Genomic DNA, 25741 nt, shown 5'->3' with positions numbered 1-25741 from the left:
TTTAGACATACTGAGGGCTCAAGCCACTCATTTGTCCCGAGACTTTCCTGATGCCATCCCATCCTGCACAAGGGCCTTTCAATCAGGACGACCGGTATCGACTGCTCGTCGACGCAGTGGTCGACTATGCCATCTATATGCTTGATACGAACGGGTTGATTCGCAGTTGGAACTCCGGGGCGAGGAAGATCAAGCAGTACGAACAGAGTGAAGTGCTGGGCAGGCATTTTTCGCTGTTCTACACCCCGGAAGACCTGGCCTCGGACTTGCCGGGCCGGGCACTCAAGAGCGCCGAGCAGTCAGGGCGCTTCGAGGGCGAAGGTTGGCGCATCCGCAAGGATGGGACTCGTCTCTGGGCACTGGTGATCATCGACCCGATACGCGCCGACGACGGCACGTTGATTGGCTTCGCCAAGGTCACACGGGACCTGACCGAGCGTAAGGCCGCGGAGCAGGCGCTGCGCCAGAGCGAGCAGCAATTCAGCCTGCTGGTGCAAGGCGTCACCGACTACGCGCTGTATATGCTGGACCCCAACGGCGTGATCACCACCTGGAACGCCGGCGCCCAGCGCATCAAGGGTTATCAGCCGGCAGAAGTCATCGGCAGGCATTACTCCATGTTCTTCCAGCGTGAGGACGTAGACCACAACGTCCCGCAGCGCGCCCTTGAAACGGTGGTCAGGGAAGGTCGTTACGAAGGGCAGGGCTGGCGCCTGCGCAAGGACGGCACGGGATTCCTCGCCCATGTGGTTATCGACCCGATCAAGAATGAACTGGGTGAGCTGGTGGGGTTTGCGAAGATCACCCGGGACGTTACCGAAAGCGTCCAGGCTCAACAGGAGATCAAGGAAACCCGAGAGGCGTTATTCCAATCCCAGAAAATGGAGTCCCTGGGCCAGCTCACCGGCGGCATCGCCCATGACTTCAACAACCTCTTGATGGTGATTCTGGGGAGTCTTGAACTCGCCAAGAAGCGTGTCCCGCAGGACTCGAGAACCTGCGCCTTACTGAATAATGCCATCGCGGGCGCCCAGCGGGGCGCAACGCTGACTCAGCGCATGCTGGCCTTTGCCCGTCGCCAGGAGCTTGACCCTCAGCCTGTGGATGTGGGCGATCTGATCCGCAACATGTCAGACCTGCTGTCCCGCATGTTGGGCGCAGGCATCAACGTCGACACACAGTTCCCATTGATCCTGCGGCCGGTATTGGTCGACATGAGCCAACTGGAAATGGCTGTGATGAACCTGGTGATCAACGCCCGGGACGCAATGGAAGGTCGGGGCAGGATCCTGATTTCAGCGCGGGAGGATTCGTTTCCCGGCGGGGCGAATGACTCGCAAAGGCTGATTTGCATCTCTGTCACCGACACCGGCCCCGGGATGAATGACGCGACCTTGCAACGGGCCATGGAGCCGTTCTTCACCACCAAGGGCGCGGGAAAAGGCACCGGGCTTGGGCTTTCGATGGTGCATGGCCTGGCGGCACAGTCACAGGGCCACTTTGTGCTGAAGAGTCGGGTAGGAGAGGGCACAGCCGCAGAGCTCTGGTTACCGGTGGCGGTGACCGACACCACACAGTCTGCGGCGCTGGCATCAACTGCAGATACACCCGATGCAGCCCATCAGCAATGCCTCGAGATTCTGCTGGTAGATGACGACCCGCTGGTGCTGATCAGCACCGGGGCGATGCTTGAAGACCTGGGTCATCATGTTGTGTCGGCAGGAGACGGGCATGCTGCGTTGGCGTTCCTGGCGCAAGGCGCGTGCTTTGACCTGGTCGTGACAGACATGGCAATGCCGGACATGACCGGGATCGAGCTTGCCGGCAACATCGAGTCGTTGTATCCCAACCTTCCCATCATTCTTTCCTCGGGCTTTGCGGAAATCTCCCTGGACCTCAAGACCACATTGACGCGCTTACCCAAGCCATTCGATCAATCTGCACTGGCCAAGGTGATCGCCGAAACCATGCGCAGCCGGACCGACAAGCCGTGTTGAGCCAGGCGGCTGGCCGTCCGTTGTTTGTTTCCATGGATGGCCCCAAGGGTACTGGCAAAACCACATTGCTGGAGTCCGTAACAAAAGCGCTTAGGGCTGACAACAGAATGGTGATCCGGCTTTGCGAGAGAAAAAGCGATCCCTTCAGAAGTGAAACAATGACCCTCGTTAACAGACTCGCCAGGCATCCCGGCCTGGATCTGGAGTGGGAGGTTTGTGAACGCTTCGCTGATAGCCGTGCGTGGATTTCCCGGCACGTGCTGGCTAGACAGCCACCAGGCAGCATCGTCCTGATCGACCGCTGGTACCCGTCTGATGCCGCGTTTCGCCGGGAAGTCCCGCTGGCAGAAATCCTGCAGTTGAACATTGATCGAAACGTGCAAGTGCCGGACCTGCATATCGGGGTCGTCACTGACCCTGATATTTCATGGGCACGGGCCGCGGCACGCCGGCGTGGGCTGAGCAGTACCGTGATCCACACGCTGGCAGAACATGTCGCCTGTACCCAGGCGTTCGAGCGAGCGGTTGCGGATCACGGCTGGGTGTTATGCCGGAATGAAGGAACCATTGAGGGCGCAACACGGCAGGTGGTTGCCGAAATTTATAACGTCCTTGAGTCCTTCCAGTGTGATTGACCCCGCCGATACGGTCGGCTATCGAGGCCTGTTCAGGCACTTGCCCCGTTGAACATGCTGACCAGGCTATAGGGGGCATCGTCACCAAACAGCAACTCATGCAGTTCATTCCCCTCGGCAGCCATTTGCGCGCTGCGCGGGAACATGGCCTGTTCGTATTCGCCCAGGGCGGCTTCGACGTCATCAGGGTGTGAGGCGATGGCCTTGCCGAGTTCGGCACCATCGTACATGGCCAGGTTCGCGCCTTCGCCATTCGGGGCCGCAAGGTGTGCGGCATCACCGATCAGCGTTACGCCCGGCACCCGGTCCCAGCGGTGCTCAACCGGCAGCATAAAGAGCGGGCGCCATACCAGTTCGGTGTCGCTGTCGGTGATCAATGCCGTGAGGGCAGGGGACCAGCCAGCGAATTCCTGCGCGATCCGTGCCGCCGCCGTTGCCGTGTCGGTGAAATCGATGGCGGCAAACCAGCTTTGGGATTCGGTGAGCACTACGTAGGTGTGCAGCGTGGCGCCCGTCTCACGGTGCGCCTGGATCCCTTTTCCCGGTTGAAGTGCGAACATCGCACCGCCACCTACCGCCCTGGAGGTGGCCGGGTGCCGGGCGTCGCTGTCATACAGGTAGGTTTCGATCAACGAGCGGCCCATGTACTCGGGGGCAGCGTCGCTGAGCAGCGGCCGGACCTTTGACCAGGCTCCGTCCGCGCCAACCAGCAGGTGTGTGGCAACGCAAGTACCGTCGGCGAAGGTCACTTCGTGGCGACCCTCGCCGAGGGCGCGCACGCTCTTGACCTTGTGGCCCCAGCGCACAGTACCGGCGGGCAGTGAATCGAGGAGCATCTTGCGCAGCTCGCCACGCATGACCTCGGGACGGCCGCCTGTGCCGTCGTCGGGTTGATCCAACAGAGTGGCACCCTGCCAATCAAGCACCCGAGTCGCCTCGCGACCTTTCAGGATAAGCGCGCGGAACTCGTCCGTCAGGCCCGCTGCCTGCAAGGCCAGTTGGCCGTTGTAGTCGTGGATATCGAGCATCCCGCCTTGGGCGCGTGCGGTTGCCGACGGCTCTGCTTCATAGACGGTGGCGGCAATACCGTGGACGTACAGCACGCGAGCCAGGATGAGACCGCCCAGGCCAGCACCGATGATTGTGACGGGGGTGTGCATAGGGTACCTGTTGAATGTGAGAAATCTTCCGGACTGTTTTTACGCTATTTTGTGGAAAAAATGGCCTGGTTCAAGGGGTTTACTTTCCGCAGGCGATTGAATATAAAGTTTGCTTCGGCGCACAACCGTTGTCGCGCCCCATGATGTTGACAGGAGGAAGCTATGTCACCGTTAAACGTGATGAAGTTCTAAACGATCAAACCGTCACCCCCTCGCTTGAAAACCTCGAAACACGCTGGTCTCAGCATTGGCAGCTCGAAGGCACGTATGCCTTTGACCACAGCGCCCAACGCGACGCTGTATTCTCCATCGACACGCCGCCACCGACAGCCTCAGGTTCGTTGCACGTTGGCCATGTCTTCAGCTACACCCACACCGATATCATCGCCCGGTTCCAGCGGATGCGCGGCAAGGCTGTGTTCTACCCCATGGGTTGGGACGACAATGGCTTGCCGACCGAACGCAGGGTCGAGAATTTCTACGGCGTACGTTGCGACTCGTTGGCCGCTTACCAGCCTGGCTTCAAACCCTCCGAGTCAATTCCATTAAAACGGGCTGACTTTGCAGTCATCAGTCGGCGCAACTTTATCGAGTTGTGCCATGAGCTGACGGCCATCGATGAGCAAGCGTTCCGTGCACTGTTCGTGCAACTGGGCTTGTCCGTTGATTGGAGTCTTTCATACGCCACCATTGATGAACGCTCCCAACGAGCCAGTCAGCGCGCGTTACTGCGTAACTACCAGCGTGGCGAACTGTATAGCCAGGAGGCTCCGTGTCTCTGGGATGTGACGTTCCAGACGGCCGTAGCCCAGGCAGAGCTTGAGGAGCGCGAGGTTGCGGGTGCGTATCACGAACTCGGCTTCGACGCGGCTGATGGTGCCGAACTGAAGATTGCTACGACTCGACCTGAGTTGCTGATGGCATGCGTGGCGCTGGTGGCTCACCCGGACGACGCTCGTTATCAGGCGAGGTTCGGGCAGACCGTGCGCGCGCCGATTTTTGACCTGGACGTTCCGCTGCTGGCCCACCCTTTGGGTGACCCCGGCAAGGGCACCGGGTTGGCGATGGTCTGCACCTTTGGCGATCTAACCGATGTGATTTGGTGGCGGGAGTTGCAGCTGCCCACACGGTCAGTCCTGGGAAAGGATGGGCGCCTGTTACTTGAGACGCCCTCCTGGTTGACGACTCCGCGCAGCCAACAGGCCTACGCAGGCCTGGCCGGCCGTACCCTGTCCCAGGTTCGTACGCAGCTCGTTTCGATGTTGCGTGACTGCGGCGCCATGCGAGATGAACCACGACCGATTAACCACGCGGTAAAGTTCTTCGAGAAAGGCGACCGGCCTTTGGAAATTCTCGCGACGCGGCAATGGTACTTGCGCAATGGCGGACGCGACGCGAGCCTGAGGGACGTGTTGCTCGACGCTGGCCAGGCGTTGGACTGGCATCCGCCGCACATGCTCAGGCGTTACGAGCATTGGGTAGGGGGGTTGAATGGAGACTGGCTAATCAGTCGCCAACGTACCTTCGGCGTGCCGATTCCGTTCTGGTATCGCCTGGACGCACAAGGCGAAGCCGAGCATGGCGCTCCGATTATCGCCAGTGAGGCAAGCCTGCCTGTCGATCCGGGCCTGGATACGCCACCGGGCTATCGACCCGAACAACGTGGTCAACCCAACGGGTTTATCGGTGAACAAGACATCATGGACACCTGGGCCACCAGTTCCCTGACGCCTCAGATTGCCGGCGGCTGGGGAGAGGACGATGGGTTGTTTGCCAAAATATACCCGATGGACCTCAGGCCCCAAGGTCACGACATAATCCGAACCTGGCTGTTCTCGACACTGGTACGCAGCCATTTTGAACACGGTTGCGCGCCATGGCGCAACGTCGCGCTTTCCGGGTGGATCCTTGATCCTGATCGCAAGAAAATGTCCAAGTCCAAGGGGAATGTGGTCACCCCACAAGCCTTGCTCGACCAGTATGGAAGTGACGGCGTGCGCTATTGGGCTGCCTCGGCGCGGCTCGGCAGTGACACAGCCTTTGAAGAGCAGCAGATGAAAATCGGCCGCCGCCTGGCCGTCAAGCTGTTCAATCTTTCGAGGTTGGTTCAAGGCTTTGCGAAGGATGACACCGGGGATATCGACCAGCCGCTGGATCAAGCCATGCTTGAACGCTTGGGTGGCGTAGTCCAGGACGCTACCGTCGCGCTGGAGGCCTATGACTACAGCGGGGCGTTGTCGCGTATCGAAGGATTCTTCTGGTGGTTTTGCGATGACTACGTCGAATTGGTCAAACGTCGTGCCTATCGACCCGATGGCTACTCGGCACGTAATGCATTGGCACATGCGCTGAGCGTGCAGCAGCGACTGTTTGCGCCATTTCTGCCCTTTGTGTGTGAGGAGGTCTGGCAATCCTGGAATTGCGGCTCAGTGCACAAGGCGCCCTGGCCGCAAGGGGACGCTTGCCCTGATACGGCTGTTGAACAGTTATTGATGAGCCTGAGCAGCGTGCTGTCTGCGATTCGCAAAGCAAAGTCTGACGCCAGCCAATCCATGAAGGCTCCGGTAGCACGTGTTGAGCTGGTCGACAGCGCCGCGCAGCTTGAACTGATAAAAGGCGTCAGCCAAGACCTGATAGAGGCGGGGCAGGTCGAGGCCTTGGTGTTTATAGAGGGCGCGGAGCGGCAGGTCGATGTCTGGCTGACGTAACGTGGAGTGGTGCCGACCGCCTCAGTGACACCCACTGGGGCGGGCCGGATCACGCATCAGCCTGCGTCAATCGAGCCACATCGGGACAATTGAGAGTACGAGTAGAAGCGAATAGGAATAGGCAAGCCTCATAGATGATCCGGCATAGGTCGCCAGCGGTGGCTTGGCTACCATTAGCACTCAGTAACCGAGAGGAATTTCCATGAGCACTCGCAAAACCCTGTTCATCACCGGCATCAGCAGCGGCTTTGGCAAGGCCCTCGCGACCGAGGCACTGGCTGCAGGCCACCGTGTCATTGGTACCGTTCGCAACGAAGCCGCGCTGCAAACGTTCGAGGCATTATCAGCGGAGCGTGCTCATGGCGTGATCCTGGATGTCACCGACTTTGAGCGGATCGACAGCGTCGTTGCCGAGATCGAGACCCGCTACGGCCCGGTGGATGTCCTGGTGAACAACGCAGGTTACGGCCATGAGGGCATTTTCGAAGAGTCGCCGCTGGAAGAAATGCGTCGTCAGTTCGACGTCAACGTGTTCGGCGCCGTTGCCGTGACCAAGGCGTTCGTGCCGTACTTCCGCCAGCGCCGCAGCGGGCACATCATCAACATCACGTCCATGGGCGGCACCATCACGATGCCGGGTATCGCCTACTACTGCGCCAGCAAGTTCGCGCTGGAAGGCATCTCCGACACCCTGAGCAAAGAACTCAAGCCATTCAACATTTTTGTCACCGCTGTGGCGCCAGGCTCATTTCGCACCGATTGGGCCGGCCGCTCGATGCAGCGTACGCCCCGCAGCATCGCCGACTACGATGCCAGCTTTGATCCGGTACGCCAGGCGCGCGAAGCGAAAAGCGGCCACCAACTGGGGGACCCGCAAAAAGCTGCGCAAGCCATGCTGCAGTTGATCGCCAGCGACAACCCACCGGCCCACCTGCTGCTCGGCAGCGATGCGATAGGCTTTGTGCGCGAAAAGCTGACGCAATCCCTGCGTGACATCGACCAATGGGAAGCACTGACACGCTCTACGGATGGTCACGCTTCGTGAAACCGCAAGAGGGGCCTATGAATCATTTTGCAGCGCGAACCCGGCGCATGGTCCAACTGATGGAGCAGTTGGCCCCCCTGGAGGGCTACAACCTGAGCGCACTGGAAGACATACGCTTTCTGCGCTCCAATCGCCCGCTGACCCGCACGCCAGTGCTCTACGAGCCTGGCATCGTCATCCTGTGCCAGGGGCGCAAGCTCGGCTATCTGGGCGACGAGGTCTACCTTTACGACGCCCAGCACTACCTGGTGGTGTCTGTGCCAGTGCCTTTCACCATGGAAACCGACGCCAGCGAAGAGGAACCGATGCTGGCGGTATACATGCGCCTGGATTTCAAACTCGCTGGCGAACTGATCCTGGAAATTGACGAAAAATCCGGTCCGACCCACGAACGTCCCAAAGGCATGTATTCCTCGCCGATGGACGAGATGTTGCGCGAGTCCACACTGCGCTTTCTCGAAGCGATGAGCCATCCGGTCGATGGCCCGATCCTCGGCCCCTCGCTGGTGCGCGAGATTTACTACCGGATCATCGCAGGTGAACAAGGAGGGTCCATGCGGGCGGCCCTTGGCAAGCAAGGCCATTTCGCAAAGGTGACCCGCGCCATTCGCAAGATACACAGCTGTTACCAGGAGCGGCTGGACGTCGAGTGCCTGGCCCAGGAGGCGAGTATGAGCGTACCCAGCTTTCATCTGCACTTTCGAACAGTCACCGACTCCTCACCCATGCAGTACCTGAAATCGACTCGTCTGCACCAGGCAAGGTTGTTGATGCTCCGCGACGACATGTCGGCCTCATCTGCGGCTTTTAACGTGGGCTATGAAAGCGCATCGCAGTTCAGCCGAGAGTTCAAGCGCTACTTCGGCCGCACACCCCATGCTGAAGTCGAATGGATGAAAGCAACCTATTCGCTGCCAGCGCCGGTGCAGCCTTCTGTCTATGTGTCTTCGCACTGACCTGACAGCCAGGGCGCTGCCCCGTATCTGATTTTTCTGCATATGCCAATTTGACAGGCTGCTGTTATTTTTTATTCTTTCCTAACCTATGCTCCCCTCATGCAAAGTCCGCCTCCAGCGATGGCTTTCCATTGCTCATCAACCGCCAGGCTGAATGGCCTTTATTCGCATGGAGCATGCAATGGGTGTAAATCAGAACCCACATTTCGGTCTGATTGGGCAGATGTTCAAAAGTGACTACAGTTGGCTTTGCACGCGGGTAAGCCGGGCGATGGGTTGCGCCCATGGGGCTCAGGACATTGCATCGGAGACCTTCCTGCGGGTACTGGCATTGCCCGACCCTTCGCAAATCCGCGAGCCGCGGGCGTTGCTGACCACCATCGCGCGGCGCCTGATGTATGAGGGCTGGCGTCGCCAGGACCTGGAACGTGCCTACCTGGAAGCATTGGCCCAGGCGCCGATGATGGTGCACCCGTCGCCCGAGGAGCGTTTGCTGTTGATCGAGACGCTGCTGGAAGTCGACCGCTTGCTCGACGGTTTGTCGGCCAAGGCCAAGGCGGCGTTTTTGTATCACCAGCTGGACGGTTTGACCTATGCGCAGATTGCCGAGCGCCTGCAGGTCTCGGTCAGCCGGGTTCAGCAATACATGGCCGATGCGTTCAAGCGCTGCTACCTGGCGATGACACAGCCATGAGCCACAGCGCGCCGGATGAGGCGATCATCGACGAGGCGGCGCAGTGGATGGCGTTGCTGCAATCCGGGCACGCCAGTGCTCAGGAGCACCAGGCGTTCCGTCGCTGGCGTGAGGGCGACCCACGGCGTGCCGAAATCTTCAACATGATGGGCGGCGTTCCGGCCGTGCTGAACAATGACGAACTGCGCCGCATGCCCCGCGACAGCCTGTTGCACACCCTCAACGCACCGTCGGGCCGCCGGCGCTTCTTGCGCAATACCCTGGCGCTGGTTGGCGTTGTGTCGTTTGGAAGTCTGATCACGCGGCTGTCCGACAGCTGGTTGCCGTTGGGCGCTTTGCGCACCGGTACGGGCGAGCGCTTGAACCTCACGCTGGAGGATGGCAGTGCATTGACCCTGGATGCGCGCAGCAAGGTGCTGACGCATTTCGATGCTCGGCAACGGCTGTTGCAGTTGCTCGACGGCAAGCTGCTGGTCGACGTTTTCAAGGACAGCCTCAGACCGTTTATCGTCGAGACCGAACACGGCCGCATGCGCGCCTTGGGTACGCGGTTTCTGGTACAGCAGGGCGAGGATCGAACCCAAATCACGATGCTGCATTCCCAGGTGGAAATCACCACGCGCGACGGCGCTGTGCAGGTGATCAGTGCCGGCCAGAAAGCCACGTTCAATGCCCACGGCATCCTCGACCTGGAAACCGCCAGCGGCGGCGAGGCCTCGTGGACCCAAGGCTTGCTGGAAGTGCGTGACCGCTCATTGGGTGAAGTGGTGCAAGCCCTGCGTGACTACCGGCGCGGCATCATCCGCGTCAGCCCCGAGGCGGCGAGCCTGAGGCTGAGCGGGATTTTTCCGCTGGACGACAGCCAGGGCGCCCTGCAATTGCTGGCCAAATCCTTGCCGGTGCAGATCGATTATCACAGCCCTTATTGGGTCAGTATCGAGCGCCGATAAAAATAATTTTCCCAGCCCTATAAAACCCCCGCCACTGTTGCACAACCCAATACAGGCCAGGGTGTATCTGCCTGGGAGTGTTGTTTCGGGCCGTTATAAACCCATGCTTTTTTAGCCTAACGGCCGCCTATAAAAAAACCCGATCTGTTGTTCAACCCATCAACGGCATATCAATGATGGGAACCTCAACTATGCAACTCAAACCTCTCAGTCGCGCATCTCTGGCGGCACTGTCTCTGACGATTGGCCTGACCTTGGCGGGACATGGCACGGCGGTGCTGGCACAGCCGCTGTCTGCAATATCGACCGCCCAGACTTTTGATTTTGATATCGCCAGCGGCCCCCTCGACCAAGCGCTGTTGACCCTGTCACGCAGCAGCGGGCAGATCATTTCCTTCCAGCAAGACCTTGTGCAAGGCCTGACCAGCGCGCCGGTGCGGGGCACCTTCACCACCGAGCAAGCGCTGCGACAGGCACTGCGCGGTGCAGCCCTTGACGCCGTGCCCAGTGGCGACGGCGGTTGGACCCTGCGCCGGGCGGCCAAGCCACCTGCAGCGGCGGTCAAGGCGGCGCCCACGGCGGCGAAAGTCCCGGGTGATGTGGCGTTGGAAAAGGTCGTGGTCACGGGGTCACGCATTGCCCGTGCCCAGGTTGAAGGGCCGTCGCCGGTCACGGTCATCACCGCTGACGAAGTCACCCGCAGGGGCTACAAAAACGTCTACGACGCCATCGCCTCGCAAACCCAGAACACCGGCATGACCCAGGGCGAAGACTACGGCAACACCTTCCAACCGGCCGCCAGTGCCCTCAACCTGCGAGGGCTGGGGCCGAACCACACACTGGTGCTGATCAACGGCAGGCGCGTGGCCGACTACCCCACGGCGTACGACGGCGCGGTCAACTTCACCAACCTGGCGAACATCCCGGCGGTGATGATCGAGCGTATCGAGATCCTCAGCAGCGGCGCCTCGGCGGTGTATGGCTCCGACGCGATTGCCGGGGTGGTGAACATCATCCTCAAAGACAAAATCAGCGGCGTGGACGTCAATCTGCGTGGTGGCGCCGCCGAGCGTGGCGGCGGAGACAACCAGCGCCTGCAGATCAGCGGCGGCGAGACCTGGGGCGATTTTGACGGGGTATTCGGCCTGGAGCTGACCCAGCGCCAACCGATCTGGGCCAACCAGCGCGGCTTTATGAGCGACGGCCCGGCCAAGGATGTGGGCTACCGCCGTAACCTCGACAGCGGCGCCTACCTTGGCCCCGGCTGCGGTGCCTACGGCGGTATCTACAACGGCAAGCTCGGTGGCAGCAGCACCCGCTGCACCACCAACCAGTACTACAACGACTACTGGACCTTGCAGGCGCAAAAGGAAAACTATGACGGCTACACGCGCGGCACCTGGCACTTCAGCGACACCGGCAAAGTGTTCGCCGACTTGATGTTTGGCTTTGATCACACGCAGAACAACACGCGCGGCCCAAGCTTCACCTCGCCGGACTTTATCAACCGCAACACCGGTAACCTGGAGCGCTGGTCACGCAACTTCTCCAGCGAGGAAATCGGTGGAAAGACCAGCAACAACAGCAAATGGCGCGAAGTGTCCTGGACCGGCACCCTGGGCCTGGAAGACAAGTTCACCAACAGTGATTGGGGTTATCAGATTGCGGCGAACCGCTCCGAGTACACCAGCGACCGCACCACCCGCTACACGCCTTTGAGCGGCATCCGCGATTACTACCTCGGGCCGCAACTGGGCACACAGGACGGGCACCCGGTCTTCGCGCCAGACCCTTCGCGGCTGGACCAGCCGCTGACTCCGGAGCAGTGGGATCAGTTTCGCGGCAACCTGGTGCAGAAGAGTAAATCGGTTTCCCAAACCTTCAGCGCCAACATCAACGGCGACCTGTTCGAGCTGCCCGCCGGGCCGGTGGGCTTTGCCGGTGTGACCGAAGTGGGGCGGCAATCCTACAGCGTCGATGTCGACGACCAACTCAATGACGGCACGTTTTACAACACCACGCCGGCCTCCAATTCAGGCGGTTCGCGTGACCGCTACGCCGCGGGTGGCGAGCTGAGCATTCCCGTTACCGACACCTTGCTCGCCTCGGCGGCCGGGCGCTGGGACCAATACAAATTCAGTGGCCGCACCGAGCAACAAAAAACCTACAACCTGGGCCTGGAATGGCGCCCGGTGACCAGCCTGCTGTTTCGTGGCAGCTACGGCACCAGCTTTCGCGCACCCGACCTCAACTACCTCTACCAGGCCGCGACCAATGGCTACACGCCTGACCAGATCGACTATTACGGTTGCAGCAAGGGCGTAGAGGGGGCGTGTGACCGAGGCCGCGTGGATTACACCCAGACCGGTAATTCGGACCTCGCCTCCGAGCGTGGCAAGTCCTGGACGTATGGCTTTGTCTGGTCGCCCTCACATCAGTTTGATTTCTCCGCCGACTTCTGGCGCGTCGAAATCAAGGACCTGTTGACCACCGTCGACATCAACCGCTTGCTGCAACAGGAAAACCAGTGCCGCAACGGCCAGCTTGATGCGACCACTTGCGCCGACGTCCTGGCACGCATCCAGCGCAATGCCAGCACGGCGGCAGTGGACCCGAACGTGCTGCAACGGGTGCAGGTCAATGCGATCAACGCCGCCAGCGAGCGGGTCAGCGGCCTGGACCTCAAGAGTAATATTCGCTGGGGCGCAGGCCAGTACGGCGCGTTCAGTTCGGCGATTGGCTACAGCCTGGTGCTGTCCCACTACCTCAAGGAATCGGACGATGCGCAAACCCAGAACCTGCGCTCCAGCACCGACAACCACGACTGGCGCAGCAAGGTCAACGCGAGCCTGACCTGGGACTACCAGCACCTCACCACCACGCTGACCGGCATTCGCTACGGCAGCGTGACCAATGGCGCCGGCGATGGGCGCCTGTCGCCGTGGACCACCTTCAACGCCAGCGCCCGTTACCAGGTGAACGAGCAGGCGAGTGTCGGCCTGACCGTCAACAACCTGCTCAATCAGGTCAAGCACGATGACTCCGCCGGCTGGCCGTATTACCCCAGCGGCAACTACGACCCCTATGGCCGCCAGGTCTGGCTGGACGTGAGTTACCACTTCGGCAAGTAGCGCATAAGCACATGCGCTAACGGTCTAACCGGTGCTCTATAAAAACCCTGGCGTCGACGCACAACCCTGCATAAGTGAGTCTTCAGTGTTTTTGGAAAAGGAGTTGAGTTTGTGAGCCTGTTTCGCTTCATGGTGTGGGCAGTGCTGACGGGGCTTTGGGCGCCGTCACTGCTCGCTCAACCGACGCACGCTTTGACGGTATACGGCGAAGCGCCCAAGTACCCGGCCAACTTCAAACACCTGGATTACGTCAACCCGAACGCGCCCAAGGGCGGCAGTTTTCGTCGTTCGTCCATGGAAGGCGGGGCGTTTGATCACCTGATCCCGTATGTCGACAAAGGCACCGGCATCACCCAGATCCAGGGTTGGCTCTACAGCCCGTTGGCGTACCGTTCGCAGGATGAGCCGTACACCGTGTACGGGTTGGTCGCGCAAGGCATGGAGCTGGCAGATGACCATTCATGGCTGCGTTTCTACCTCAATCCCAAGGCGCGGTTTGCCGATGGCACGCCCATCACCGCGCAGGACGTGGCCTACACCTTCAAGCTGTTCACCACCGAAGGCAGCCTGGCGTATCGCCAAAGCTTTGCCGATGTGGACCAGGTGCTGGTGGAATCGCCGACCCAAGTGCGGTTCACCTTCAAAAGCGCCGACAATCGCACCTTGCCCCTGGACCTCGCTTCACTGCCGGTGCTGCCGGAACATTGGTGGCAGGGGCGCAATTTCGCCAACGGCGGCGGCTTTGAACCGCCGGTGGGCAGCGGCCCGTACCGTATCAGCAGCGTGGACAACGGCCGCAGTGTCACCTTCGAACGGGTCAAGGACTGGTGGGGGCGAGACCTGCCGGTGACGCAGGGGCAGTACAACTTCGACACCCTGCGGCTTGAATTTTTTGCCGACGGCGACGTGTCGCGCCAGATCCTGCAAGCCCAGGGTTACGACTTCAATCGCGAATTTTCCGCCACCAGTTATTCGGTGGGCTACGACGGCGAGGCCTTGCGCGACGGTCGTCTGCAACGTGAACAACTGGCGCCGAATGCCGTGCAGGGCACCCAGGGTTTTGTGTTCAACCTGCAAAAACCGCAGTTCCAGGACCGCCGCGTGCGCGAGGCGCTGAGCCTGTTGTGGGATTTCGACTGGAGCAACCGGCAGATGATGCACAGCCTGTACCTGCGCCAGCGCAGCTTCTTTTCCCGCAGCGCATTGGCGGCCACCCAGCTGCCGGATGCCCAGGAGCTGACCATTCTGGAACCCTGGCGCGGGCAAGTGCCGGAGGAGGTGTTCACCCAGGTCTACCAGCCGCCGCGCACCGATGGCAGCGGGCGCATTCGGCCGCAGCAGGCGCAAGCGCTGAAGTTACTGGCCGAGGCGGGCTGGACCCCGCGCGGAGACCAGTTGGTTAACGCCGAGGGCACGCCGTTGCAGTTCACCTTCCTGAATGCCCAGAAAGGCTTCGAGCGTTTGCTGCTGCCCTACAAACGCAACCTGGCGCAGATCGGCATCGGCTTCACGATCCGCATGATCGACTCAGCCCAATACGCCAACCGCGTGCGCGCACGGGACTACGACATGATCGTCAACGGCTACCCGGTCAGCCCATCGCCGGGCCGCGAGCTGACCAACTACTTCGGTTCCGAGAGTGCCGATGACCCTGGCTCCAACAATTACATGGCGCTGCGCAACCCGGCGGTGGACGCCTTGATCGATGGCCTTGTCCGCGCCAACGACCGCCCGACCATGGTGCGCTACGCCCATGCCCTCGACCGCGTGTTGCAGTGGGGCTTCTACTGGATTCCCAACTATTACCCGCCGGGCTCGTCCTCGCTGTGGTGGAACCGTTTTGGTCGGCCCCGCACAGCGCCGCTCAATGACGTGGGCATCGACACCTGGTGGGAAGTGAGCCCGACACCGCTGACCACCGCACAGATGCGTCAACTGACTGAGGTCTCCCAACATGCTGGCCTATAGCGCGCGCCGTTTATTGCTGATCGTGCCGACGTTGGTGTGCATCCTGCTGGTCAACTTTTTTATCGTGCAAGCCGCCCCGGGTGGCCCGGTTGAGCAAGCCATCGCGCGCTTGCAAGGCATCGGCAGCCAAGCGTCGGTGGCCGGCACACGGGTGGAAACCGGCAGCAATGAATCGCGCACAACTCGTGGCCTGGACCCCGCGCTGGTGGCCGATATCGAGCGCCAATACGGCTTCGACAAGCCCCTTGGCGCGCGGCTGTGGTTGATGCTCAGCAGCTACGCGCGGCTGGATTTTGGCGATAGCTTCTTTCGCGGCGCCAAGGTCACCGACCTGATCCTGCAAAAACTGCCGGTGACTTTGTCCCTGGGCTTCTGGGCCACGCTGATCAGTTACCTGGTGTCGATCCCGCTGGGCATCCGCAAGGCCGTGCGCCATGGCAGCCGCTTCGATGTGTGGAGCAGTGCGGCGGTCATTATCGGCCACGCCATGCCGGCGTTCCTGTTCGCCTTGCTGCTGATCGTGGTATTCGGCGGCGGTAGCCTGTTGAACTGGTTTCCGGTGCGCGGCCTGGTCTCGGAGAACTTTGCCAGCCTGTCATGGGCGGGCAAGGTCGTGGACTACTTCTGGCACCTTGTCTTGCCGGTATCGGCGCTGGTGATTGGCGGCTTTGCCACACTGACCATCCTCACCAAAAACAGCTTCCTCGACGAGATCAGCCGCCAGTACGTAGTGACCGCGCGGGCCAAGGGTTTCAGCGAAAAACAGGTGCTGTACAAACACGTGTTTCGCAACGCCATGCTGCTGATCGTGGTTGGCCTGCCCCAGGCGCTCACCGCGATGTTGTTCGGCGGCTCGTTGCTGATTGAAGTGATTTTCTCCCTCGACGGCCTCGGTCGCCTGAGCTACGAAGCGGCAGTGGCACGGGACTATCCCGTGGTCTTCGGCACGCTGTTTATCTTTACCCTGGTCGGGTTGGTCATCAAGTTGCTGGGCGACCTGTGCTACCGCCTGCTGGACCCCCGGCTGGATTTTTCCGCGAGGTCGCATTGATGCCGGTTTTTACTCCGATCACTCGTCGCCGCTGGCTGCACTTCAAGCGCAATCGCCGCGGCTGGTGGTCGCTGTGGATGTTCCTGGCGCTGTTCGCCGTATGTCTGGGTGCCGAACTGCTGGCCAACGACAAGCCACTGGTGATGGCGTACCAGGGCTCACTGTATTTCCCGGCCTTCGAGCGCTACACCGAGCAGGATTTCGGCGGCACGTTGCCGTTTCAGCCGGATTACCGTGACCCTTACGTGCATGAACTGATTGAAGGGCAGGGCGGCTGGATGCTGTTTGCGCCTATTCCGTTCAGCTACGACACGGTCAACTACGACCTCACGACCCCTTCGCCGGCGCCGCCCAGCGCGAGCAACTGGCTGGGCACCGATGATCAAGCCCGGGATGTATTGGCGCGGGTGATTTTCGGCACCCGGGTATCGCTGTTATTTGCCTTGGCGCTGACCGTGGTGAGCACTTTGATCGGGGTCGCAGCCGGCGCGCTGCAAGGCTATTACGCCGGTTGGGTTGACCTGTTGGGGCAGCGCCTGATCGAGATCTGGTCGGGGCTACCGGTCCTGTACTTGCTGATCATCTTGTCCGGGTTTGTCGAACCGGGTTTCTGGTGGCTGCTGGGGATCATGGCGCTGTTTTCCTGGCTGACCCTGGTGGATGTGGTGCGCGCCGAGTTCCTGCGCGGGCGCAACCTGGAGTACGTGAAGGCCGCGCGAGCCCTGGGTGTGGGCGATGTTCAGGTGATGTTGCGGCACATTCTGCCCAACGCGCTGACTGCCACCTTGACCTACTTGCCGTTCATTTTGACCGGGGCCATTTCGACCCTCACCGCCCTGGATTTTCTTGGCTTCGGCATGCCCACGGGCAGTGCGTCCCTGGGTGAGTTGATCGGCCAGGGAAAAAACAACCTGCAAGCCCCGTGGCTGGCGCTGACCGCGTTTTTTGCGTTGGCGTTGATCCTGTCCCTGTTGGTGTTTATCGGCGAAGCCTGCCGCGACGCCTTCGACCCCCGATCCTGATAAGCGAGCTGTGCCGTGACTGACGCGTTGATTGAAATTCGTAACCTGAAAGTGGCGTTCGACGGGCACAAAGCGGTGCGTGGCATCGACCTGGATATTCACCCGGGCGAGTGCCTGGCGCTGGTGGGCGAGTCGGGCTCCGGCAAATCGGTGACCGCCCACTCGATCCTGCAATTGCTGCCGCCCCACACCACGCGTACCCAGGGCAGTATTCGCTACCAGGGCGAAGAGCTGCTCGGCGCGCGGCCGGAGCGTTTAAGGCAGATTCGCGGCGATCGCATCGCGATGATCTTTCAGGAGCCGATGACCTCGCTCAACCCGCTGTACAGCGTCGAACGGCAGCTGTCCGAAACCCTGCTGCTGCACAAAGGCCTGGGCGGTGCGGCGGCGCGTGAGCGCGTGTTGGAGTTGCTCGAACTGGTGGGCATCCAACAGCCGCGCCAGCGCCTTGCGGCGTACCCGCATCAGCTCTCCGGGGGGCAGCGCCAGCGGGTGATGATCGCCATGGCCCTGGCTTGCGAACCGCTGTTGTTGATCGCCGACGAGCCCACCACGGCCCTGGACGTGACCGTGCAGCGACGCATTCTTGCGCTGCTCAAAGACCTGCAGCAACGCCTGGGCATGGCGCTGCTGTTGATCAGCCACGACCTCAACGTGGTGCGCAGCATCGCCCAGCGCGTGGCGGTGATGCGCGCCGGCCAGATCGTCGAACAGGCCGACTGCCAGGCACTGTTTGCCGCGCCGCAGCACGCCTACAGCCGGCAGTTGCTCGAAGCCGAGCCAGAGGGCAGGGCGGTGGTGCGTGAAACGGCGGGCAACCTGCTGGAAGTGGACAACCTCAAGGTCTGGTTCCCGCAAGGCGGCCTGCTGCGGCGCAAACCGCCGATCAAGGCGGTGGACGGCATCGACCTGCGCCTGCAACGTGGCAAAACCTTGGGCATTGTTGGCGAATCCGGCTCGGGCAAATCCACCCTTGGCCAGGCGATCCTGCGGTTGATCGACGCCCAAGGCAGCATTCGCTTCCAGGGCCAGGCCCTCGACGCACTCAAAGGCAAGGCCCTGCGTCCGTGGCGGCGCAAACTACAGGTGGTGTTTCAAGACCCGTTCGGCAGCCTCAGTCCGCGCATGAGCGTGCAGCAAATCATCGAAGAAGGCCTGCGCGTACACACGGACCTCAATGCTTGCGCGCGCGAAGCTCAAGTGATTGCCGTGTTGCGCGACGTCGGACTCGACCCCGATACACGCCATCGCTTCCCCCACGAATTCTCCGGCGGCCAGCGCCAACGCATCGCGATCGCCCGCGCACTGGTGATCAAGCCGGATTTGATATTGCTCGACGAACCCACCTCAGCCCTCGACCGCACCGTGCAAAAGCAGGTGGTGAGCTTGCTGCGCAGGTTGCAGGAGGAACATGGGCTGACGTACTTGTTCATCAGCCACGACCTGGCGGTGGTAAGGGCGTTGGCTCACGACTTGATCGTGGTGAAGGATGGCGTGGTGGTGGAGGCGGGGAGTACCGAGCAATTGTTCGACGCACCGGAGCATGCCTATACGCGGGATTTGCTGGTAGCGTCGTCGTTGAGGAATCGCGAGTAGTACAGCCTAGTGGGCGCTGATCTCACGCTTTACCGTCTGCTGTGCTTCTGCCAACAACCAGTCCCGGAACGTCGTCAGTTTGGGCAGGCTGGCGCACTCAGGCCGATAAATGACGTAGTAGGCCAGCTCCGAGTGTTCGGCGTAATGGCGGTCGGGTTTTTTTCGTCGGGTGGGTTACTGTCGGCTTATGGCTGGAATACAGTGCTGTGGGTTTCGCTTTTACCGCTGGTGTTGGCTGTCGTCGCGCTGGCACTGACTGTCCCCAAGTACATGGCCGGTCGGTTTGATCTGAAAGGGCAAGGTGCGTTAGCCACTCGAGCGCATTTCCTGCTCAAGCAAATCCCGGGCGCTATACGTCATTTAACAAGTGGGCGATGTCAGATGTTCATGAGTCGCTCATGAGTCGAACACCGCTGGCTTAATGCTCCAGAAATGAATACAGCTGTTCATCGATAGATGTTCATAGACCTAGTTTTCTCCGCCGTCCTTAGCCTCGTCGCCCAAATCTCTGACGGTCTCAGTCCAGAGGGTGATGAATGCTGATTTTCAAAAAAAACAGACTTTGGTAACTGGTTGGAAATAGGGTAGTCCCTGTCAGGCTCAGAATTGAGCAGTGTGGTATGTCCCGGAGCTAGTCGCTCATGGCACCTCCCAACAGCCTCAATTGTGAGGCTCGAAGGTCTCTAGAGAATACTGGGCGATTCACGGATTCCCGAGAGTGTTTCTGCTAACGATGGGATTCACGGGAACAGGACATGGTCAACATGAAGCTTCGCACAGATGCCTTTGAGGCGCTTGCCGTGCTCGTTCGCCCAGTCGGGTTCGATACTGAAGCCGTAGGCGATCTTCCCGCTGATGTGATTGATCAGTCCCTGCAGCGAATGAAATCCACGCCGCGTCGCATGGGCCATGGCGTCGATCTTGGGGTGGGCCAGATAATAGAGATGGTCACTGACATGTTTCTTATAGGCTTTCGAAAGCCGAGGTGTGCCGCCGTCAATCAGCAGTCCCAGTACGATCTTGCGGGCGCCTGGCGTGACTATTTTCGTCTTGGCAGTGTTTGGCCAGAACCCTTCCTCAGCGATGCACTTGTTGATAGCCTTGATGTGCAGAGTAGCCTGTGGCCGGTCAAATACGCCTTTGGAGGAAAATACGAGGTCGTCCGCATACCGCGAATACATCAAATCATTTTCTGTCGCATAGGTCTGCAGCGTCTCGTCCAAGGACTGCATGACCAGATTGGCAATCCTCGGAGACGTCGCGGCTCCTTGGGGCAGGTGGCCAATGCGGGTGTCCCCGGAATAGGGTAAGCCCGGAGGAAGCGGCTTGTTGCCATGTCGTTGATCCGGGTTACTGCTGGCGCGAACACGGGTGCAGAGCCTCGAAAGCTCGAATGCCACCAGTGGTTGGTAACCGAATGACCTGAAGAGCTCGTAGACTTGAGGCTCCAAGATCGACTCGAAGAAGTTAGTGAGGTCGAGCTTGATCAGCCATGTCGCCCCACAGTGCAGTTGTGCGGTCTCCAGCACCCCGTTGCGGTTGTCGTAGGCGAAACTTGCTTCGTGCGGCTGGATTTTGGACAGGATATGGGTGTTGATCCAACGCTGCACCCGGAGCAAATCCTCAGTGGGCGCACAGATCCACCTGAACCGATCTGGGCTGTGCCCAGCATTCTGCTTCTTCAGCTTGAAGACGTTGTACGCTTCTTCCCTGTACTTGCGGCTAATCGTCCGATGTAAAAAAGGATATGGGACGTCAGTCAGGTGAGCGAGGTGCTTCAGGGTAAATATAGGCGGGCAGCTGTGCTTCATCTGCTTTGCCGTCTGCACAGCATTTTGCAGAATACTCTCAGACACGCCTGCTTGGCGGCCTGCTTTTAGATAGGGCTGAGAGCTCCAGCGGGTCATCTACCTTTGAATTCCGCCCTGCGGATGGAAGCCTTCTGGCGCCAGACTTCGATAGCGAACACCACGAAGGCTGCCAACCTCCAGTACGCGTCAGATCGTTCGACGGTAAGCATAATTTGCTCCCAAACCGCCCGCACAACGTGCGGGATACTAGATTCCGCTAATGCGGAGCCCTCAGCTGCGTTGGATAATACGGAGCGAGGGGCGCGGGGGCTACAAAAAACTTCCGCCCCTGGCGTCTGAGGAAGCGGATGGCTTTATGGCCCGCCAGCGTCAGCGCTCCCGAGTTGGTGATCCAGCCCCTGCGAACTGCACGATCTAATGCGTGGATGAGCGTGTCTAAAGACAGTGGCAGGACTCGGCGCAGCTCCGCTATTCGTCGTTTGCCTTGCGAGTGGGCTAGCAGAACGATGATTGCGGATTTGCTTTGGTCATTGGATCGTTTGAATCGAGGGGACTGCGCAATTTCATTGGCTTGGAGAGAGTTCAGGGCGTTGCTGAACAGGCTGTCCATATTGGTTTGAGTAAGCTGGGCGGACTGACGAAGGACATCGGTGACACGTTTTGGAAAGAGGGGCGCCCATCTTCTCTTACCTCTGTTTTTCTCCGAGATGAATATCGCCGGCATGTTGTTCGGCGCCCCGTGTTCGAAGGCCAGTAGCGCGGCGGTGTTTTTCCAGCCTAATGGGTTGTCGCTGTGTGCTCCGTATTTTTTGCAGAGGGATTTCATATCCTCCAGGTCTGCATCGAAGCTGTTATGAAGGGTAGGGCAGTCGGTCACAACGGCGACGGTTGGAGAAAACCTATGGGTTTCAACTTTTCTGATGCCTTGCCCTGTACCGCTGTAAGCCATCACCCAGAATTTTATGAACCTTCCCGAGTGCCAGCTTCTAATTGAGGGAACATTCCACATGGCATCAAGCATCGCGAATGCTCGGTCTCCGCTGCCGATAAAGTCAGTGAGGATGACGAAGTTTCTGACTTTGGAATCTCTGACATTGTTTGCAGTGGGCTGAAGCAGAAAACGAGTGCCGTTGGAGCGGCAGAGTGTAGTTGCGACGTGGGTCGTTAGCGTTTCACTTCCAATATCTTGGCTGGTGTACTTAAGCGATTTAATGGCCTGTATCGCTGCGCCCTGAGCTCGCAGGTGCTTCTTCTTTGACCTTGGATTGTAGGTCTTTTTCGACTCGTAGATCGGAGGCGGGAGCTTAGCTCTTGTTTTTTGTAGTTCGCGCTCGATGAAAAGCGCTGATGCGGACTTTGGTGGAAGTGTGTTTTTTATGAGCTTGGTGAGGCTATTTCTGAATTCGTTGAGAGGGCAGTAGCTGATCGAGTCGAGCAGCCTTTCGGCCAACAGACGGTCGGCGGAGCTACCAAACTGATCGAGCCATAGCTGGGTTTTTTCTTGCTCCTTCAATGGCTGCACGATGTCTCCCTTTTGTTTCTGCTGGTGTGGGTGTTGGCCGCTATCGGGGAAGCTTGGCGTCGCCTGGTTATGTTGATCGCACTGGACCATTGGTATTGGCAGATGCGTCGCGTTTTGGACGGGGCCAAGCCAGCATAGTGGAGTCGGCTCGTTTGTTCAGTCCAGCAGTTCTTGAGTATGCAAGGATCGCGAACTCACGGGCGGCGGGTGACAGGGCTGTAAGCCCATCTCCGTTTGCTCGTCCGTAACGTCGCCCGTGATCCCTTTCGCAACGATGAAAGCAACGTCGCGTGCGCTGCCAGCGTGATCTGCAATAGAATATCTGAGGGACGTTAGTGCCGACACACCATTGAACGATGAAGAGATGACTAGGATGCGCCAATACTCCGAAGAAGAAGTTCAGGATCTCACGGACAGAGTCTTCTTGCTCCGAGCCCGGCTCGATGAAGGAAAACTTCATATTGCAGCGCATCTGGTAGATGACTTCAGAGGAAGTTTAATGGCGATTCGGTTACGCCCTGACGGGCTTGTCGATCCGACTACTGTTGATGGTCGGATTCGGGCCATGACTTTGGCCATTAGAGCCTTTGCCTACCGAGAGGACTCTAAAAAATCTGCAAGCTTGCAAAAAATCCAGAGTGTATATTTCGAATTTCTGTTCCGGGAATTTGATTTTCTTTACAAGCCGATGGTCAAGGCCGATGCGACACCTGCACAGGCGGCTGCAGTTGCGGTGAGAAATGATGAGTTGGTGAAGCATTGTACAAAAGCTCTGCCTGAACTCGCAGAGGGTATCAGGGAGTTCTGGTCATCGGTGTCAGATCCCGCCGCATTCCACCTTCAAGATGGCCAGCAGTTCAAAGCCACCTTCTCTGGTGACCTGTTTCCCGCGCATTGGGAAAACGTTATATCGACCGCCGGACTTTACATCGACACTATTGTGCTCCCTTGCCCGATTCTCAAGATCGCCCCGCTTTTTGAAGCATTGCCAGCCAAACAGGTCGTTGAGCTATTTATCAAGCACGTTTTGAATGCGATGACTTATAGGGATATCGCACTGGCGGAAATAGAGCCTCCATTGGTGGTCATTTCACCTAATCCAAAGGATATGAATGATGAAGATAGAGAGCTGCTAGCTGAGCAGAGCCGGCCTCTGTCCTGTGATCATGGCGGCTACCTGTTTGGCCGTGATTTCGAGTCTGTTGAACACCTGGTGGAGTTTTGTGAAAAGCTGGCTTCTATCGACGCAGTGCTTGCCGAGCTTAAAGGTGCTGATCGACTGGTCATTAATACAGAGTGGGGGAGAGATGCTCGTGCGCAACTGGTCAGAGCTCTGAGAGATGGAGCCACCCCAGGCTTGAACCCTGCTATAGCAGGAAATCATGTGTTGCATGTTTGCTTGGGACGCATGCCCCAAGCATTGGCCTCTCAGCAGTGCGCTAATCACTTTGGCGGGACACCATTTATAGGCGCGGAGACGTCGTGGAAGTACTTCAATTGGATGCTGGACTACCAAGGTGGAGTGGTAGAGCGTCCAATTGATGATCGAAAAAGCATGCATGTGATGCGTGCATTGAGTGCTGAAGCAGATAAAAATTTAGAGTGGCTCGGCAACGTTCCTCCGGAAACAGTGCTCAATATCCGGAAGGCTGGTTTGGCTGAAGAGCTGAGGTCTTTACTGGGTCAGGGTGTTTCTGAGCTGATCAAGGTGCGACCAGAGAATTACTTCCGGACAGCCGACCAAGTCGTCGAAAACCTGGATCGGGCTTTCGCAGCGCACCAGGCGTCGCTGAAAGACGCGCGCAACAAAAAACTCAAGCTTTACGGAATCGACGTTGCATCATGTCTGGCTGCCGGAACAATCGGAGTAGCGGGGGCCCTGACAGGGAATGTGGGCTTAGGCGCGCTGGGTGGTTTTTTAGGGATGGTTGGGCTCCCTAATCTCAAGGACATCAGGACAAAGTATAAAGATCTGCAGGCAGAACAAATTGCTCGTGCAAACTCGCCGACGGGATTACTGTTTAAGCACATTTCATGAATGGCTCTTGTAGTCAATCGCTCAGGGCAAGCGCGTCGTTCAGTCATCATAAGCTAATAAAGAACCCGGCTTGGTCACTTGAACGCTTCGATCTTGAGTCTTCTGAGTAACGCTGACGACTCACAGGTCCTCCTTTTGGGACCCCATTATTAGGCTTGGAGGTGTCTACGAAACCTAGGGCGATTCAGATCGCCGAATTTTTCCGTTTCGAGTACATTCTCCATAAATTTCCGGCTACCCAAAAGTCAACAATTGGTAGCCGACCGGTACGTAAGCAACGAGGGAGCGTGAGGCCTGAATGCAGATCAGCCGTAAGTTAAACCTGTACGACATCGAAAGCCTTTACGACTCAATAGGTAACGATCCACAACTCAGGCTGCCGATCAGCATGAGCCATGGCGGAGGGCTAGGGGTAGATGCGGCCCTTGCTCAGTTGATCGTTACCTGGGCCCGGGCTTATGAGCAGTCAGTCCTGCATCTCTACGCCCCGATTGAGGAGGCTATCGCCCAAATTCCTCAAATTGCCAAAAGCGCCGCGGGGCTCTTCGCTCTCATAATGAGCAGCGAGATCCATGCAGAGGATCACCAGATCGTAGACCGTCGTGAAGCCCTGCTGGCGATAAAGCCATTGATTGAGGCGATGTTTGTCGGCGACATCCGTAACACCTCCAGCACCAAAGGTGCTCGACCTACGGCTATCAACCTGTTCAGTGTCAACTTCGCAAAACGAGAATTTATTAAACCTTTCTACTTCGATCACAGCTCGCCACATGTTCAACCTCACTCATGGTTTTCCCACTTAATTGCACAGTCATCGGAATTAATGACTGCGAAACAGGACAGGGCGACTCTGCTTAAAGCCGGGCTTCCCGAACTGGGGAGTGTTCTGCGAGAGTTGATTGATAACGCTGATCAGCATGCAGTGACTGATGTCGCTGGAATCAAATACAAAAAGGCGCTGCGTGGTACCTCGATCAAACTCAATCGGATCAATCGCAAAGACGCCTTGGCTTACTCCGACCGTGAGCCTGAACTGGCACGCTTCATACTGAAGCTTTTTTTGAAGTCGGAAACACTGGACTTCCTCGAAATTTCGGTCATCGACAGCGGGCCAGGCCTTGCTAGGCGTTGGCTTACTGCCCAAGAAGGACGTCCGGTCGATAGTCTTGAAAAACTCGACTTCGATGATGAGCTACGAGCGACATTGAATTGCTTCAGAAGCCATATCACTTCCAAACCCGACGCAGCTGCGTCCGGGATGGGACTTTTTCTTGCGCTACAGGCGCTTAACAGACTTAAGGCTTACGTACGAGTACGTACAGGGCGCCTTTCGTTAAATCAAGCTTTTCAAGGAAGCAGTGGAATGATGGAGTTCGAACCATCAGCCAGGGGTACTAAGGAACGATTGGCCGCCGCTGAAGGCACAGTATTTACTATCTGCATCCCGGTGGGCTGAC

General features: G+C 58.8%; 17 protein-coding genes. 14 read left to right on the top strand and 3 right to left on the bottom strand.

Annotation, left to right across the window (positions count from 1 at the left end):
- The first annotated feature begins 50 nt into the window (after nt 1-50).
- Nucleotides 51-1997 (top strand): PAS domain-containing sensor histidine kinase, encoded by a 1947-nt coding sequence (locus tag HX814_RS25480; protein WP_177009534.1) that lies wholly within the window; start codon nt 51-53, stop codon nt 1995-1997.
- A gap of 32 nt (nt 1998-2029) precedes the next feature.
- The gene (locus HX814_RS25475; protein ID WP_177009550.1) at nt 2030-2632 is read left to right on the top strand and encodes a dTMP kinase; all 603 of its coding nucleotides are present in this window, start codon (nt 2030-2032) and stop codon (nt 2630-2632) included.
- 32 nt (nt 2633-2664) lie between these two features.
- Here HX814_RS25475 and HX814_RS25470 read toward each other — a convergent pair whose 3' ends face one another.
- Complete coding sequence (locus HX814_RS25470) at nt 2665-3792, bottom strand: NAD(P)/FAD-dependent oxidoreductase (protein ID WP_177015435.1); 1128 nt, start codon at nt 3790-3792, stop codon at nt 2665-2667.
- Nucleotides 3793-3932: 140 nt separating this feature from the next.
- Here HX814_RS25470 and valS point away from each other — a divergent pair, with 140 nt between their 5' ends.
- The 10 genes from valS to HX814_RS25420 all read left to right on the top strand — a co-directional run bounded on the left by valS (nt 3933) and on the right by HX814_RS25420 (nt 18913).
- Nucleotides 3933-6500, top strand: a complete 2568-nt coding sequence (valS, locus tag HX814_RS25465; protein WP_177009532.1) for a valine--tRNA ligase — start codon at nt 3933-3935, stop codon at nt 6498-6500.
- Nucleotides 6501-6702: 202 nt separating this feature from the next.
- A complete protein-coding gene (locus tag HX814_RS25460; RefSeq protein WP_003217687.1) occupies nt 6703-7545 on the top strand; it encodes an oxidoreductase in 843 nt (280 codons plus the stop codon).
- Nucleotides 7546-7562: 17 nt separating this feature from the next.
- Nucleotides 7563-8501: an AraC family transcriptional regulator gene (locus tag HX814_RS25455; protein WP_087693824.1), complete on the top strand. Its 939-nt coding sequence runs from the start codon at nt 7563-7565 to the stop codon at nt 8499-8501.
- A 181-nt stretch (nt 8502-8682) separates the two neighbouring features.
- Entirely contained in the window at nt 8683-9195 is a 513-nt protein-coding gene (locus HX814_RS25450) for a sigma-70 family RNA polymerase sigma factor (protein ID WP_003217684.1), read from the top strand.
- Nucleotides 9192-10145: a FecR domain-containing protein gene (locus HX814_RS25445; RefSeq protein WP_177009531.1), complete on the top strand. Its 954-nt coding sequence runs from the start codon at nt 9192-9194 to the stop codon at nt 10143-10145. The genes HX814_RS25450 and HX814_RS25445 overlap by 4 nt, the downstream gene beginning before the upstream one ends.
- 191 nt (nt 10146-10336) lie before the next feature.
- Nucleotides 10337-13276 carry a TonB-dependent receptor gene (locus tag HX814_RS25440; protein ID WP_177009530.1) on the top strand — a complete coding sequence of 980 codons (2940 nt, stop codon included), beginning with the start codon at nt 10337-10339 and terminating at the stop codon, nt 13274-13276.
- A 129-nt stretch (nt 13277-13405) separates the two neighbouring features.
- Nucleotides 13406-15244 carry an extracellular solute-binding protein gene (locus HX814_RS25435; RefSeq protein ID WP_177009549.1) on the top strand — a complete coding sequence of 613 codons (1839 nt, stop codon included), beginning with the start codon at nt 13406-13408 and terminating at the stop codon, nt 15242-15244.
- The gene (locus tag HX814_RS25430) at nt 15231-16295 is read left to right on the top strand and encodes a microcin C ABC transporter permease YejB (protein WP_008433386.1); all 1065 of its coding nucleotides are present in this window, start codon (nt 15231-15233) and stop codon (nt 16293-16295) included. Before HX814_RS25435 ends, HX814_RS25430 begins: the two co-directional genes overlap by 14 nt.
- Nucleotides 16295-17317 carry an ABC transporter permease gene (locus HX814_RS25425; protein WP_173883025.1) on the top strand — a complete coding sequence of 341 codons (1023 nt, stop codon included), beginning with the start codon at nt 16295-16297 and terminating at the stop codon, nt 17315-17317. Before HX814_RS25430 ends, HX814_RS25425 begins: the two co-directional genes overlap by 1 nt.
- 15 nt (nt 17318-17332) lie before the next feature.
- A complete protein-coding gene (locus HX814_RS25420; RefSeq protein ID WP_177009529.1) occupies nt 17333-18913 on the top strand; it encodes an ABC transporter ATP-binding protein in 1581 nt (526 codons plus the stop codon).
- 740 nt (nt 18914-19653) lie between these two features.
- Here the strand turns inward: HX814_RS25420 and HX814_RS25415 are convergent.
- Together HX814_RS25415 and HX814_RS25410 are read right to left on the bottom strand one after the other, a co-directional pair.
- Nucleotides 19654-20820 (bottom strand): reverse transcriptase family protein, encoded by a 1167-nt coding sequence (locus HX814_RS25415; protein ID WP_177009528.1) that lies wholly within the window; start codon nt 20818-20820, stop codon nt 19654-19656.
- 160 nt (nt 20821-20980) lie between these two features.
- Nucleotides 20981-22246, bottom strand: a complete 1266-nt coding sequence (locus HX814_RS25410) for a hypothetical protein (RefSeq protein ID WP_177009527.1) — start codon at nt 22244-22246, stop codon at nt 20981-20983.
- Nucleotides 22247-22619: 373 nt separating this feature from the next.
- Between HX814_RS25410 and HX814_RS25405 the strand changes: the two genes are divergently transcribed.
- Together HX814_RS25405 and HX814_RS25400 are read left to right on the top strand one after the other, a co-directional pair.
- A complete protein-coding gene (locus HX814_RS25405; protein ID WP_177009526.1) occupies nt 22620-24284 on the top strand; it encodes a hypothetical protein in 1665 nt (554 codons plus the stop codon).
- 298 nt (nt 24285-24582) lie between these two features.
- Nucleotides 24583-25740: an ATP-binding protein gene (locus tag HX814_RS25400; protein ID WP_177009525.1), complete on the top strand. Its 1158-nt coding sequence runs from the start codon at nt 24583-24585 to the stop codon at nt 25738-25740.
- Nucleotide 25741: the final 1 nt, after the last annotated feature.

Origin of the sequence: Pseudomonas sp. C8002 (assembly GCF_013385765.1) — a bacterium.
Classification (GTDB): Bacteria; Pseudomonadota; Gammaproteobacteria; order Pseudomonadales; family Pseudomonadaceae; genus Aquipseudomonas.
The sequence above is the reverse complement of the archived record's forward strand: the minus strand, read 5'-3'. Positions and strand labels throughout refer to the sequence as shown.